The following is a 12283-nucleotide window of genomic DNA, read 5'->3' on the forward strand; positions in this document are numbered from 1 at the left end:
ATGGTCCGTCGCGGCAAAGCAAACAACCCGCCTCAGCCGGGCGGGAGGGTCAGGATCTGTCCCGGATAGATCCGGCCGGGGTCACGGATCTGGCTGCGATTGGCGCGGTAGATCACCGTGTAGCGGGTTCCGCGGCCGTAGCTGGACCGGGCGATACGCCAAAGGCTGTTGCCGGGCTGCACCACTAGCTGATCAGCTCCGGCTCCCTGCGCTTCCCGGTGGAACGGCCACTCGCGCCGGGCGGCCACACGGCCGCCCTGGCCCAGCTGGTCAACCCGCAAGCGGTGCTGCCCGGTGGCGACAGGTGCTTCCGGCCGAAGGTCCCAGCGCCCTGCCACATCGGCCTGGGCATCCCCGGCATGGCGGTCATCGATATAGACGCGAACACGGCTGCCGGGCGGCGCTGTCCCGGAAAAGCGCAGCGTCCCCGCCTCGTCATAATCCACCATGCCAAGCCCCAGCCGGGCCGAGGCACCGCTTCCGTCGCCGCCCTGAAGCAGACGCGGCGTCGCCTCACGCTGCGGCAGCACCACTGCCAGTGGCGGTTCGGAAGCAGTGGTTCCGTCCGGTGCGGGACGCCGTTCCGGCACGACGACAACAAGGACTTCACCGTTGCGCTCAGCTGCCTCCGGGGACAGGCGGCCGCTGAGCGAAAGAGCATGGCTGCCGGGCGGAAGCGGCGCTTCGGGCTGCATAACCCATTCGCCGCGCCCGTCGGCACGTGCCCGGGCCAGTTCCCGGTCGCCGGCCCGCAACGTCACTTCCGCGCCCGGCTCGGAACGGCCGGCCAGCACGGCGGCGCCCTGTGCTCCAATGCGCGCAACATCGACAGTCGGACCGATGACTGCAGCCCGGGCAGGCTGCGCCGGCGGCGGCACGCTGGACAGGGCCTGTTCGGCACCGGATCGCACTCCCGGCGCGGAGGTCGGCGGGGTGGCGCGGAACCCCCAGACCACAAGGCCGCCCAGCAGGGCCAGCGACAGCAGGCCCAGCCCTAGCAGCCAAGTGCGGCGATTCGATTCCATCATGAAACTTCACTACGTCCGGCTGGCCCGCGGCCGCAAGCGTGCACCATCCCTCCCGTGCTGCTCCTTGAAGCCCTCATGCCACCCCGCCGACCGGTGAAAGCCGTGCCCGGGGCGCGTTCCACCCCTTGCCGAGCCCACAAGGGACGGCTATACGCCCGCCGCACCCGAGACGCGCCGGCCCATCAGCCGACGCCTTGGCCTGACCCGACGGAGCGTAGCTCAGCCTGGTAGAGCACTGTGTTCGGGACGCAGGGGCCGGAGGTTCGAATCCTCTCGCTCCGACCAATTGGTCAGGCCGAAGCCCGCCCTCATCCAGCATGGGGGCGGGTTTTTCTTTGCGCATGGTCTCGCCTGCATCCCGCCTCCAGCCTCCAAGGCGGTTGAGGCTGACCGGAACAACTTTTTTGCAGCGGGCCGCAACAAGCTCCAGCGTAGCATGCATTTTGCATACGGAACGGTCGCCACCCTCGGCATGATGCCACGCGGGTGGGGGGATCAACAGTCCATGACCATCCTGCCACGCCTCGCAGCCACCTTCTGCCTGGGCCTCGCCGTCCTCAGCGCCCCGGGCACCGGGCGCCCGGCCACGGCGCTTGAGCTGGGCGATAGCGGCCTGACGCTCACTGCCACGCCTGCCATAGCCTCCGACTACCTGTTCCGGGGCATTTCACAGACGCGCGGTCGCCCCGCCATGCAGCTGACCCTCGATCTGCAACATGAGAGCGGCTTATACATCGGCGCCTTCGGCACCAACGTCGCTTTCTACGGCAGCAATGCCCGGCAGGAGGTGGACCTGCTCGCCGGCTACCGCTTCGCGGTCGGCGACGCATCGCTCGACCTGGGCGGCATCTTCTACACCTATCCCGGCTACGATGCGCCGCAGGGTGGCTACGACTACAACTACTTCGAGCTGGTGGCGAAAGGCAGCTACACGCTCGATCCAGTGAAGTTCCTGGGCACCGCGGCATGGTCGCCCGAATTCTACTACGAAAGCGGTGGCGCGGTGTATTTGGAAGCGGGCGCGGATGTGACGCTGCCGCTGGACTTCACGCTGAGTGGCCGCTGGGGCTACCAGTTCATTGACCGCAATCCGCGGTACGGAGCGCCGGACTACGCAAACTGGTCCGTGGCGGTTTCGCGGGAGGTGTTCGCCGGGTTCATGTTGAGCGTCGGCTACTACGATACCAGCCTGTCGAAGAATGACTGCTTCGCCGGCACCAAGCTTTGCGATGCCCGGGCTCTGGTGATGCTCAGCCGGCCTTTCTGATCGAGCATCGTGCAGCGGTTCGCCGGATCAGCGGCGCACCGCCCAGACCATCAGCCGACGGATGGGAAACACCCACACGAAGCCGGCCAGCACGAAAAAGGGAAGCTGCAGGGCCCAGTGCCAGCCCTGCACGTGGTCGCCGGCCCAGAGCACCATGGCCAGATAAACGAGCAGCCCGGCCATCCCGGCCAGGCACGCCAGCAAAACCCGCATCCATCCTCCGTGTCCGCACCATACACTGTGGCATTTCGGTTGCAGCGCCGCGTCCGTTTGCAGCGGCGCCATGCTGCGCCTAGTGTGCCCGCGCCCCGCGCCCGCGCCAATCCCGGGCGGCCAGCGCGAGGCAAGAATTCCCGAGGGACCGCTCCCGCCGGGCCGGGCCCTCCGTGCCATTCCGCTGCCTCCGGTCCCCGCCGGGCTGCGGGCCGTTGGGCCATGTCCCGCCCTGCCGCTTGTTTCGCCTGACTGATAAAGGACGCCGATGCCCGATCAAGGCCAGCCCCCCGCCGACCATGCTGCCTTCGACCTGAAGGCACATATCCGGGCCATCCCCGATTTTCCGAAGCCCGGCATCCTGTTCTACGACATCTCGACCCTGCTGCGGCACGGTCCCGCCTGGAAGGCCGCCATGGCTGAGATGGCAGCCCGCGTGATGCCCTACCGCCCGACCCTGCTGGCCGGCATCGAGAGCCGCGGCTTCCTGCTGGCCGCGCCCCTGGCACTGGAGCTGGGCCTCGGCTTCATCATGCTGCGCAAGCCGCGCAAGCTGCCGGGTCCGGTGATCGGCTTTGACTACGCCTTGGAATACGGTAGCGACCGGCTGGAAATGCAGGCCGACGCGGTGAAGCCGGGTGACCGCGTGGTGGTGCTGGATGACCTGCTGGCCACCGGCGGCACGTTGGCGGCCAGTGTGGAGCTGCTGCGCAAGGGCGGTGCCGAGGTGCCATTGGTGGCGACCATGGTGGAGCTGACCTTCCTGAACGGCCGCAGCCGGCTGGACGTTCCGGTGGAAACGCTGGCCGCTTACGATGCCTGAAACGCATTTCTGCCCCTGCGGCAACCGGCCGTGATGGAGACGGCGCGGCGCCACTGGCTTCGCGGGGCCGGGGCCGGGCTGGCCACCGCCTTGCTCGGCCGGGCTGCCCAGGCGCAAGCACCTGTGGCCGTTCGTCCGGAGGCGCAGCCCGAGAGTGCCGTCCTGCTGATGCCGGGACCGGAAGGGGGTGCCGCCATGCGCTGGGCCGAGGGGGTCGCGGCCGGGCTGGTGCGCGGGATGCCGCATCTGATGGTGATGCGACCGCAGGTTCTGGGGGGGCCTGATGGCGTGACCGCCGCCAACCGCTTCGCCACGCTGGGAGCGGGCAATGGCCGCACCTTGCTGGTGCTGCCGGGCCAGGCCGCGCATCTGCGGCTGGTAGGGGAAAGCCGCGCCCAGTTCAGTCCCGAGGCATGGTTGCCCCTTTGCGTCTCCTGGCAGGGTGCGGTGCTGGGCGGACGGGGTGCGTGGCCACCGACCTCGCCGCTGCGCCTGGCCCTGCCCTCGCCGGACGCACCCGAAGCCTCGGCCCTGTTGGCGCTGGACCTGATGGGCGTGCCAGCAACCCCTGTGTTCACCCGCAACCAGCCCCCGGAGGACAGTCTGGCCCGAGGCCAAGCAGATGCCATGGTGCTCAGCGGGCCGGCTCCACTCCGCCTTGCCCGCCAAGCCGGGCTGACGCCTTGGCTGGAGCTGGAAACGCCAGGGCGGCGCGAGCACCCGCAATTGCCCTCCACCGCCGCCACATCCGGCCCTGCGGCGGCGCTGGAAGCGATGCAGGCCGGCTTCGCGGCGCTGCATCTGCGCGCCGCGCTGATGCTGCCCGAGCTCACCGCGGCCGATACGGTGGCAAGTTGGCGACGCGCCGCCCTGCGCTGGCAGGAGGAAGAATCGCGCCAACCCGCCGAAGCCGGCGTGCCCGCGCTGGTGGGTGCGGAGGCACGCGCCGTCATGGCCTCCCTGTTTCCCGCTCCGCCGGCCATGTTGGCCTATCGCGAATGGCTCCTGCGGCGCCTGTCATGGCAGGCTGGCTGAGCGAGGCCGGCAGCACGCCTCAATGATAGGTCGCCAGCCCGGCCAGGATCTCTCCGTTTACCAGGATCAGGAAGTCGAGATCAGGCTTGGGCCTGCCGACCTCCTCCAGCACGCTGCGGGCGAGGCTGGCAAGCCCTTCGCGCAGCTCGGCGGGAAGAAGGGAGTTCGGGCCGGCCGCCGAGGCCAGCACGGCATCCCAGAGCAGTCCCGTCACCATCACCGCTTCCGCACGGGCCATGGGGCGGCCATCCGCGCGGGCCATTTCCAGCAGGGTGAGCGCCCGGCGGAAGGCACCGGCCTCCGCTGCCCGCAGACCCTGGACAGTGGCCTGCAAGGCCGGATGGGTGGTCATGGCAGAGCCTGCATCGCTGGGGCGGCATCGAGCACCGCCTCTTCGTGCTGCATCAGGCGGCGTGCCAGCTTCAGCGCCTGGTAGCACTCGTCCCGCTCGGCGGCGATGATGGCGCCGTCCAGCAGGTCCTGCACCTCGGGGGAAGTGGTGACGCCGCGGAATTCATTGGCCAGGTCGCGGGCCAGCTCCAATCCGGTCTCACGCTCCTGGTCGTTGCCGATATAGGCGGTCTGCAACGCGAAATAGAGGCGCCTTGCCGGGGTGGTGGCGGAGGCCGCCTCCATGATCTGCTTGCCGAACAGGAAGCGGGCGCGACTGGTCAGCTCGATCCGGGCACGGTTGCGGAAGCGGAGGGGGGCGCCATTGACAACCAGCAGGTCGCCCTGACGCAGTTCAAGAACAAGCGTGGACATGGTCAGGCGTTTCCGCTCGGCGCGGCAGGGGCCGCGCGTCATGAAAGGGTGAACGAACAGGAGGGAAGAAGGGCGGCTGGCGTCACGCACCGCTTGGGGTGCGCTGCCGGCATTCGCATCGCGTCAGGTCAGGCCATGGCCTTTACTCGCTCCTCGACGCAGCCTGCGGTGACCGGCGCAGCCTCCCCCCGACAGGGAAGCGGTACGCCGGCGCCACAAGCTGGCGGTCCAGGCAATCTGCGGCCGAAGTCCTAACGATTGATAAAGTTGGTGTGCCCTAAGCCATTCCGAGAAGCAGAAGCTGCCCGGCAACGTTGGCGCCGCGCTCGCGGCGCAACACTGCCTCTTCCCGCGCCAGCAGCTTCAGACCCAGCCCGCCGCCTGAGGCGAGCACAGCATCCGGGTCGTGGCGATAGCGCAGCCCAGGGCCCAGCGCATAGGCGCCCCCCGTGCCGCTTTCGATGCTGAAGGCCAGGACGCCGCCCGGGCGCAGCGCCGCCGCCATGCCGGCCAGAGCCGGCCGCAACTCCCCCAGGTAGTTCAGCACGTCCGCCGCCGCCACCAGGTCGAATCGGCCGGCACAGCGCGGCAGGGCCTCCAGCAGATCCGCTTCCCGCAGCTGATCGTAGAGGCCGGTACGGTGCGCCTCAGCCAGCATGCGGGGTGACAGATCCATCCCTTCCAGGCGGCGGGCGAACGGCTTCAGCGCCCGGCCCGAAAGGCCGGTGCCGCATCCCAGGTCCAGCACGTCCAGCTGTCCCGCCGGTGCCACGCCAGACCGCTCCAGAAGCGCTGCCAGCAGAGCGGGCGTGCGATATCCGAGCCGCTCTTGCAGATCGGTGTCGAAGCGCGGGGCGTACTGATCGAAAAGCTCCCGTACATAGGCCGCCGGGGCGCGGTGAGGTGCCGCGGCCTCTCCCAGTGCAGCCAGCAGGAAACGGGCCTGCTCCGCCAGCTCAGGCGTCAGCTCCGGCAACGCCAAGGCCATCCGCGACGCGTTCACCGCCTCTTCCGCCTGCCCGGCCTCCCGCGCCGCGTGAGCCAGGGCCAGATGCGGCTCGGCCTGACCGGGAGCCAGCGCAACGGCCTGCCGCAGCGGCGCCAGCGCCTCACCCGGTCGGCCCAACCCGCACAGCACCTGGCCCAGGTTGCGCAGCGCCGTGGCATCTTCCGGCCGGCGCTCCAGGGCCGCGCGCAGCGCCCGCGCCGCCGCTTCCAGCTGCCCCGCCTCCGCCAGCGTGCCCCCCAGCGACGCCAGAAATACGGGCGCTTCCGGTGCCAGGCCGACGGCGCGACGGATCAGCCGAAGTGCGTCCGGCAGATCGCCGCTTTGCCGCGCCACAGTTCCGAGGAGGTTCAGCGCATTGGCATCCCGCGGCCGCAGCGACAACACCTGCCGGTAAAGCGCCGCAGCCTCCGCAAGCCGGCCGTGCTGATGCAGGGCCATGCCCTGACGCAGCCAGGCTTCGGCGGTCTCGGGATTGTGCTGGACCGGCATGCATCTCCCTCAGGGCATCGGCAGCGGCAGGATAGCGGGAGAACCGCCGTGCCGCAGCCGTCGCGTCGCGCGAGCTTTTTTCACATTCCCGAAAAGTGCTTTCATAATGATGACTCCCGTGTATCGTAAATTACCGCCGGATGATGGAGTGCCTCATGGATAGCGGACGTGTCGATCTTTGCGGCAGACCCGCCACGCCTCGCACGGCAATAGTCCCGATGCCTGCTCACCGATGTTCGCGGCTGAACCATGCCCGTCGCCTGATCCACACCATCTGAACGGAGAATCCGGCATGTCCGCCTCCACTGGCCTTGTCACGCCAGCCCCCTCCCATGGTCTCCGCCTGAGCGGACCCACCGCACCACGCCGGCCTTTTCTGCAAATCCGCCGCTTCCTGGTGCCGCTGTTGCTGGTGCTGGCCTGGCAGGCCGCTGCACAGGCCGGGCTGATCTCTGCCCGCCTGATGGCGCCGCCTGCCGATATTCTGCGTGCCGCCTGGACCCTGATCCTGTCCGGCGAGTTGCCCTACCATCTGCTGGTTTCACTGCAGCGCGTTGCGATCGGCTTGGCCATCGCCATCGCCGCCGGCGTGTCGCTCGGGTTGACCGCCGGGCTATCCCGGCTGGGCGAGGATGCGGTGGATGCCACCATGCAGATGCTGCGCGCCCTGCCCTTCCTGGCCCTCGTGCCACTGTTCATCCTGTGGTTCGGCATTGGCGAAACCACCAAGATCGCCCTGGTCGCGCTGGGCGCCACCTTTCCGATCTACCTGACTTTGTTTGGCGGCATCCGCGGCGTCGATCCCAAGCTGCTGGAGGCCGGACGCATCCTGGGCCTGGGACGGGCCGAGCAGATCCGTCATATCATCCTGCCGGGTGCCTTGCCGCAGGCACTTGTCGGGTTGCGCTACGGGCTTGGCACTGCCTGGCTCAGCCTTGTGGTCGGCGAGCAGATCAACGCCACCGCCGGCATCGGCTTCCTGGTGATGGATGCGCGCGAATTCCTGCGCACGGACATCATCCTGGTGGGACTGCTGGTGTACGCCCTTCTGGGCCTGGGGGCCGACCAGCTGGTGCGCCTGCTGGAACGCCGCGCCCTGGCCTGGCGTCCTTCGCTGATCCGGGAGGCCTGATCATGACCAGCCCCGTTGTTTCGCTGCGCGGCCTTTCCCGCCGCTTTGGCGGCCCCGACGAGCCGCCGGTGCTGAACGGCATCGACCTCGACATCGCGCCCGGCGAGTTCACCGCCCTGCTCGGCCGCAGCGGCTCGGGCAAGACCACGCTGCTGCGCACCTTGGCAGGACTTGATCCCGTAACGGAGGGCGAGGCCCGGCTGCCTGAACGCCGCGCCGTGGTGTTCCAGGAGCCGCGCCTCCTGCCCTGGAAAAGCGTTTGGCAGAACGTGGCCCTGGGCCTGCGCGGCGAGACCGCCGCGAATCGCCGCAAGGCGCAGGCCGCCCTGCGCGAGGTAGAGCTGTCGCACCGCGAGGACGCCTGGCCCCTCACCTTGTCGGGTGGCGAGGCGCAGCGGACTGGCCTCGCCCGGGCCCTGGTGCGGGAGCCGGAACTTCTGCTGCTGGATGAGCCCTTCGCCTCGCTGGACGCGCTGACCCGGCTGCGGATGCAGACGCTGGTGGCGGAGCTGTGGCAGGCCCACCGCCCCGCCGTGCTGCTGGTGACGCATGATGTGGAGGAAGCGCTGCTGCTGGCCGACCGGGTGCTGGTGCTGGATGGTGGCCGCCTTTCCGCGGACCTTCCGGTCGATCTGCCCCGCCCGCGCCGCCGCGCCCTGCCCGGCTTCAATGCCCTGCGGGTGAAGCTGCTGGCCAGCCTGGGCGTGGATGAGGATGGGCATGATGCCGCGTCCCGCGCCGCCTGACCCGATGAACCCCGTTTCCGGAACACCGACCATGCGATTCCATGCCACACGCCGAAGCCTGCTGCTGGGCGCCGCCGCCGTCCTCGCCGCGCCGGCCATTTCCCGCGCGCAGACGCCCGTGCTGCGCATCGGCAACCAGAAGGGCGGGTTGCGCTCGCTGATCGAAGCATCGGGCCAGGGAAAGGATCTGCCTTACCGCATCGAATGGAGCGAGTTTCCGGCCGCAGCGCCGCTGCTGGAGGCCCTGAACGCCGGCGCGATCGACCTTGGCACCCAGGGGGATCTTGCCTTCCTCAGCGTCTTCGCCAATGGCGCGCCGATCCGGGCGATCGGTGCAACGCGCGCCGATGCAGCCTCCCAGGCCATCCTGGTGCCGGGTCAGTCGACAGCCAGAACCATCGCCGACCTGCGCGGGCGAAAGGTGGCGGCCAACCGGGGCGGCTGGGGCCAGTACCTGCTGCGTGCGGCGCTGAAGCGCGAGGGCATCCCGCATGGCGAGGTGACCCAGGTACCGCTCGGCCCGGCCGATGCCTCCCTGGCTTTCCGCTCCGGGGCCGTCGATGCCTGGGTGATCTGGGAGCCCTACAACTCCATCGAGATCGAAGGTTTCGGCGCGCGCATCCTGGCTGACGGCACCGGGCTGACACCTACCGTCAGCCTGCTTTCGGTGAACGAGGCGGCGCTGCGCGACAAGCGACCGTTGCTGACCGACTTTGTTCGCCGCAATGAGCGCGGCTGGGCCTGGGCGCAGGAGAACATCCCCGCCTTCGCCCGCAGCACCTCTGAGTTGACGCGCATCCCGGAGGCCATGCTCCGCCGTGCCTATACCGTGCAGAAGACTCGCGCCGTGCCGCTCGACGCTGCGCTGGCCGCCGAACTGCAGGTGGCTGCGGACCAGTCGGTGGAGTTCGGCGTCATGGCGCGCACCATCCGGGTGGCGGATGCGGTGGATACGGGGTTCACCCTCGCCTCGGCGCGGTAGTGCTTCATGACGGTACGCTGCTCCTCGCATCGCAAGGAGCAGGAATCTGCCCACCCGCCACGGAATGGGGCGGGCGGGCGCTGGCCATGGACCCGGTGGTTATGTCGCTGGATCGATGATCGTCTCCCAGTGGCGGTAAAGGGCCACGATGTCCCCACTGGTCAGGATCGGCATGGCCTGCTGTAGCTGATCGTCGCTCCAGCTCCACCAACGAAGTTCGACCAGCCTGGCAATGTCGGCATCGCCGAAGCGCTTCCGGATGGTTTTGGCAGGATTGCCGCCCACAATGGCGTAAGGCTCGACATCCTTCGTCACCAGGGACCGGGTACCGATGACCGCGCCGTCACCGATTGTGACGCCGGGCATGATGATGGCCTCGGATCCGATCCACACATCGTTGCCGATCACCGTGTCGCCAGCCGGCTGGAACCCGTTTTCCGCTCCGGCAAAGAACGGGATCTCTGGCATCCAGAAGAAGGGAAAGGTGCTGATCCAATCGCTCCGGTGTCCCTGATTTCCGGCCATGATGAAGGCGGCGCCCGAGCCGATCGAGCAGAACGAGCCGATGACGAGCTTGTCGGCGCCCGCGTCCGGCAGGAGGTAACGGGCGCAATCGTCGAAGCCGTGTCCGTGGTAGTAGCCGGAATAGTAACTGTATCGCCCGACCTGGATGTTGGGATGAGTGACTAGGCGATCGAGGGTTATGCCTTTGAAGGGGCTTGCGAAGACATTTTCCATGGTGAGTACCGTCTGCTTGCGGCCGCACATGCGGCAACGATCCGCCCGCCTGGCGCGGACGAACGCCCGCAGGCGACGGCAAGGCCGCCTGCGTTCCGCTCCTCACGTCATTGACGCGGAAGCGCGATGCTGATGGTACTCGGAGCGGCCTTCATGCAGGCATGATGGATCAACAGGCACCCGGAACCAAGCGCGATCACGGCAGCCCCGGCTGATAGCTCATGGCGCGCGGCCGGGCGCCCAAGCGCCTCGGCACCGCGGCAGCAAGAGCCCCGGAGAGGCGGCGCGCCGTCCGGGCGTCGCGTCGCCCTAGAACAGTCCGTTGATCCGCCCTTCCGCGTCCAGCCCGATGCCTTCAGCCGCGGGGCGCCGCGGCAGGCCGGGCATTGTCATGATGTCGCCCGCGATTGCCACCACGAAGCTGGCGCCCGCTGAAAGACGCACCTCGCGCAGCGGCAACACATGGCCTTCCGGCGCGCCCAGGAGCGTCGGGTCGGCCGAGAAGGAATACTGCGTCTTGGCGATGCAGACCGGCACATGGCCGAAGCCCTGCTCCTCGAAGCGCTTCAGCTTCGCGGCCACCGGCGGCGGGATGCTGACGCGCTCGGCGTGGTAGATCTCGCGCGCCACCGTCTCGATCTTGCCGGCCAACGACAGATGGTCGGAGTAGAGCGGTTCGAAACGCGCCGACTTCCCGGCGATCAGCGCCTGCACGGCGCGCGCCAGATCGGCCGCGCCCGCGGCACCGTCGGACCAGTGCGTGCACAGAATGGCCTCAACACCGAGCCGGCCCATCGCGGTCTGCACGGCGCCGATCTCGGCCTCCGTGTCCGAGGTGAAGCGGTTCAGCGCCACCACCACCGGCAGGCCGAACTTCTGCATGTTCTGCACATGCCGCGCGAGGTTGGGGAGGCCGCGCGTGACCGCCCCCACATCCTCGGTTCCGAGCGCCGATTTCGCCACGCCGCCATTCAGCTTCAGCGCCCTTACGGTGGCGACGACAACGCAGGCGGAGGGCGCGAGCCCGGCCTGGCGGCACTTGATGTCGAGGAATTTCTCGGCACCCAGATCGGCGCCGAAGCCAGCCTCTGTCACCACCACATCGGCCAGCTTCAAGGCCAGCCGTGTCGCGATGACGCTGTTGCAGCCATGCGCGATGTTGGCGAAAGGCCCGCCATGCACCAGGGCGGGCGAGCCTTCCAGCGTCTGCACCAGGTTGGGCGCCAGCGCGTCGCGCAGCAGCGCGGCCATGGCGCCATCGGCCTTCAGGTCGTGCGCGGTGACGTTTCGCCCGTCCCGCGTCTGGCCGACGATGATGCGGCCGAGCCGGACACGCAGATCGTCGAGGTCACGCGCCAGGCAGAACACCGCCATCACCTCGGAGGCGACGGTGATGTCGAAGCCGTCCTCGCGCGGGAAGCCGTTCGGCACGCCACCCAACGAGACGTTGGTGGAGCGCAGTGCCCGGTCGTTCATGTCGATGGCGCGGCGCCAGGAGATGCGGCGCGCATCGAGACCGAGTTCGTTGCCCCAGTAGAGGTGGTTGTCCACCATGGCCGCCAGCAGGTTGTTGGCGGCGGTGATGGCGTGGAAGTCGCCGGTGAAATGGAGGTTGATCTCCTCCATCGGCACCACCTGGGCATAGCCGCCGCCCGTGGCGCCGCCCTTCACTCCGAAGCATGGGCCGAGCGAGGGCTCGCGCAGGGCGATCATGGTTCGCGTACCGAGGCTGTTGAGCGCGTCGCCCAGCCCGACCGTGGTGGTGGTCTTGCCCTCGCCCGCCGCTGTCGGATTGATGCCGGTGACCAGCACCAGCGCACCGTCCGGCTTGTCCTTCTGCGCGGCCACGAAATCCAGGCCAAGCTTCGCCTTGTATCGGCCATAGGGCTCGAGGGCCGCGTCGGGGATGCCCGCGCGGGCGGCAATCTCGCCGATCGGCAGCAGCGTCGCGGCACGCGCGATGTCGAGGTCGGTCGGCATGGGTCCACCCTGCGGATGTGAAAATGTCACGCCCGGGATAGACGCGGGAACAGGCATCCGGCAAGGCGCGGCCGGC

Annotated in this window: 13 protein-coding genes and 1 tRNA gene; 7 read left to right on the forward strand and 7 right to left on the reverse strand. The window is 68.8% G+C overall.

What is annotated here, in order from left to right; genetic code table 11:
* Positions 1-32 precede the first annotated feature (32 nt).
* On the reverse strand, positions 33-1028 hold the full coding sequence (locus tag ACFOD4_RS15885) for a LysM peptidoglycan-binding domain-containing protein (protein ID WP_379597943.1): 996 nt from the start codon (positions 1026-1028) through the stop codon (positions 33-35).
* Between the two features lie 208 nt (positions 1029-1236).
* On the opposite strand from ACFOD4_RS15885, the gene ACFOD4_RS15890 reads away from it, so the two are divergent.
* Both ACFOD4_RS15890 and ACFOD4_RS15895 read left to right on the forward strand, forming a co-directional pair.
* Positions 1237-1313: transfer RNA gene (locus ACFOD4_RS15890), tRNA-Pro, on the forward strand.
* 220 nt (positions 1314-1533) lie between these two features.
* Positions 1534-2295: a TorF family putative porin gene (locus ACFOD4_RS15895; protein ID WP_379597944.1), complete on the forward strand. Its 762-nt coding sequence runs from the start codon at positions 1534-1536 to the stop codon at positions 2293-2295.
* 27 nt (positions 2296-2322) lie between these two features.
* Here ACFOD4_RS15895 and ACFOD4_RS15900 read toward each other — a convergent pair whose 3' ends face one another.
* Entirely contained in the window at positions 2323-2508 is a 186-nt protein-coding gene (locus tag ACFOD4_RS15900) for a DUF2842 domain-containing protein (RefSeq protein WP_379597946.1), read from the reverse strand.
* A 268-nt stretch (positions 2509-2776) separates the two neighbouring features.
* Between ACFOD4_RS15900 and ACFOD4_RS15905 the strand changes: the two genes are divergently transcribed.
* Positions 2777-3331, forward strand: a complete 555-nt coding sequence (locus ACFOD4_RS15905) for an adenine phosphoribosyltransferase (RefSeq protein ID WP_379597947.1) — start codon at positions 2777-2779, stop codon at positions 3329-3331.
* Positions 3332-3361: 30 nt separating this feature from the next.
* On the forward strand, positions 3362-4366 hold the full coding sequence (locus ACFOD4_RS15910) for a hypothetical protein (protein WP_379597948.1): 1005 nt from the start codon (positions 3362-3364) through the stop codon (positions 4364-4366).
* Positions 4367-4385: 19 nt separating this feature from the next.
* Here the strand turns inward: ACFOD4_RS15910 and ACFOD4_RS15915 are convergent, their stop codons facing one another.
* From ACFOD4_RS15915 to ACFOD4_RS15925, 3 genes are all read right to left on the reverse strand, one after another.
* Positions 4386-4718, reverse strand: a complete 333-nt coding sequence (locus tag ACFOD4_RS15915; RefSeq protein ID WP_379597949.1) for a flagellar biosynthesis regulator FlaF — start codon at positions 4716-4718, stop codon at positions 4386-4388.
* Positions 4715-5131, reverse strand: a complete 417-nt coding sequence (locus ACFOD4_RS15920; RefSeq protein ID WP_379597951.1) for a flagellar biosynthesis repressor FlbT — start codon at positions 5129-5131, stop codon at positions 4715-4717. The genes ACFOD4_RS15915 and ACFOD4_RS15920 overlap by 4 nt, the downstream gene beginning before the upstream one ends.
* A gap of 277 nt (positions 5132-5408) precedes the next feature.
* Positions 5409-6629 (reverse strand): tetratricopeptide repeat protein, encoded by a 1221-nt coding sequence (locus ACFOD4_RS15925; protein WP_379597953.1) that lies wholly within the window; start codon positions 6627-6629, stop codon positions 5409-5411.
* Between the two features lie 292 nt (positions 6630-6921).
* Here ACFOD4_RS15925 and ACFOD4_RS15930 point away from each other — a divergent pair, with 292 nt between their 5' ends.
* Genes ACFOD4_RS15930 through ACFOD4_RS15940 form a run of 3 tightly spaced genes read left to right on the forward strand, consistent with a single transcriptional unit; the run spans position 6922 to position 9489 of the window.
* Positions 6922-7761, forward strand: coding sequence for an ABC transporter permease (locus tag ACFOD4_RS15930; RefSeq protein WP_379597955.1), 840 nt, complete (start codon positions 6922-6924; stop codon positions 7759-7761).
* Positions 7762-7763: 2 nt separating this feature from the next.
* Positions 7764-8507: an ABC transporter ATP-binding protein gene (locus ACFOD4_RS15935; RefSeq protein ID WP_379597957.1), complete on the forward strand. Its 744-nt coding sequence runs from the start codon at positions 7764-7766 to the stop codon at positions 8505-8507.
* Positions 8482-9489: an ABC transporter substrate-binding protein gene (locus ACFOD4_RS15940; protein WP_379597959.1), complete on the forward strand. Its 1008-nt coding sequence runs from the start codon at positions 8482-8484 to the stop codon at positions 9487-9489. Before ACFOD4_RS15935 ends, ACFOD4_RS15940 begins: the two co-directional genes overlap by 26 nt.
* A 99-nt stretch (positions 9490-9588) precedes the next feature.
* On the opposite strand, the gene catB is transcribed toward ACFOD4_RS15940, so the two are convergent.
* Both catB and ACFOD4_RS15950 read right to left on the reverse strand, forming a co-directional pair.
* On the reverse strand, positions 9589-10227 hold the full coding sequence (gene catB / locus ACFOD4_RS15945; protein WP_379598879.1) for a type B chloramphenicol O-acetyltransferase: 639 nt from the start codon (positions 10225-10227) through the stop codon (positions 9589-9591).
* Positions 10228-10536: 309 nt separating this feature from the next.
* Complete coding sequence (locus ACFOD4_RS15950) at positions 10537-12207, reverse strand: formate--tetrahydrofolate ligase (RefSeq protein WP_379597961.1); 1671 nt, start codon at positions 12205-12207, stop codon at positions 10537-10539.
* Positions 12208-12283 lie beyond the last annotated feature (76 nt).

The sequence above is a fragment of the Teichococcus globiformis genome, assembly GCF_042646265.1.
Lineage (GTDB): Bacteria > Pseudomonadota > Alphaproteobacteria > Acetobacterales > Acetobacteraceae > Pseudoroseomonas > Pseudoroseomonas globiformis.

Excerpts from the sequence above, each read along its gene's own strand:
- ACFOD4_RS15905 (WP_379597947.1), top strand. The coding sequence starts at position 2,777 with ATGCCCGATCAAGGCCAGCCCCCCGCCGACCATGCTGCCTTCGACCTG.
- ACFOD4_RS15930 (WP_379597955.1), top strand. The coding sequence starts at position 6,922 with ATGTCCGCCTCCACTGGCCTTGTCACGCCAGCCCCCTCCCATGGTCTC.
- ACFOD4_RS15915 (WP_379597949.1), bottom strand. The coding sequence starts at position 4,718 with ATGACCACCCATCCGGCCTTGCAGGCCACTGTCCAGGGTCTGCGGGCA.
- ACFOD4_RS15925 (WP_379597953.1), bottom strand. The coding sequence starts at position 6,629 with ATGCCGGTCCAGCACAATCCCGAGACCGCCGAAGCCTGGCTGCGTCAG.
- catB (WP_379598879.1), bottom strand. The coding sequence starts at position 10,227 with ATGGAAAATGTCTTCGCAAGCCCCTTCAAAGGCATAACCCTCGATCGC.
- ACFOD4_RS15920 (WP_379597951.1), bottom strand. The coding sequence starts at position 5,131 with ATGTCCACGCTTGTTCTTGAACTGCGTCAGGGCGACCTGCTGGTTGTC.
- ACFOD4_RS15935 (WP_379597957.1), top strand. The coding sequence starts at position 7,764 with ATGACCAGCCCCGTTGTTTCGCTGCGCGGCCTTTCCCGCCGCTTTGGC.
- ACFOD4_RS15885 (WP_379597943.1), bottom strand. The coding sequence starts at position 1,028 with ATGATGGAATCGAATCGCCGCACTTGGCTGCTAGGGCTGGGCCTGCTG.
- ACFOD4_RS15895 (WP_379597944.1), top strand. The coding sequence starts at position 1,534 with ATGACCATCCTGCCACGCCTCGCAGCCACCTTCTGCCTGGGCCTCGCC.
- ACFOD4_RS15900 (WP_379597946.1), bottom strand. The coding sequence starts at position 2,508 with ATGCGGGTTTTGCTGGCGTGCCTGGCCGGGATGGCCGGGCTGCTCGTT.
- ACFOD4_RS15940 (WP_379597959.1), top strand. The coding sequence starts at position 8,482 with ATGATGCCGCGTCCCGCGCCGCCTGACCCGATGAACCCCGTTTCCGGA.
- ACFOD4_RS15950 (WP_379597961.1), bottom strand. The coding sequence starts at position 12,207 with ATGCCGACCGACCTCGACATCGCGCGTGCCGCGACGCTGCTGCCGATC.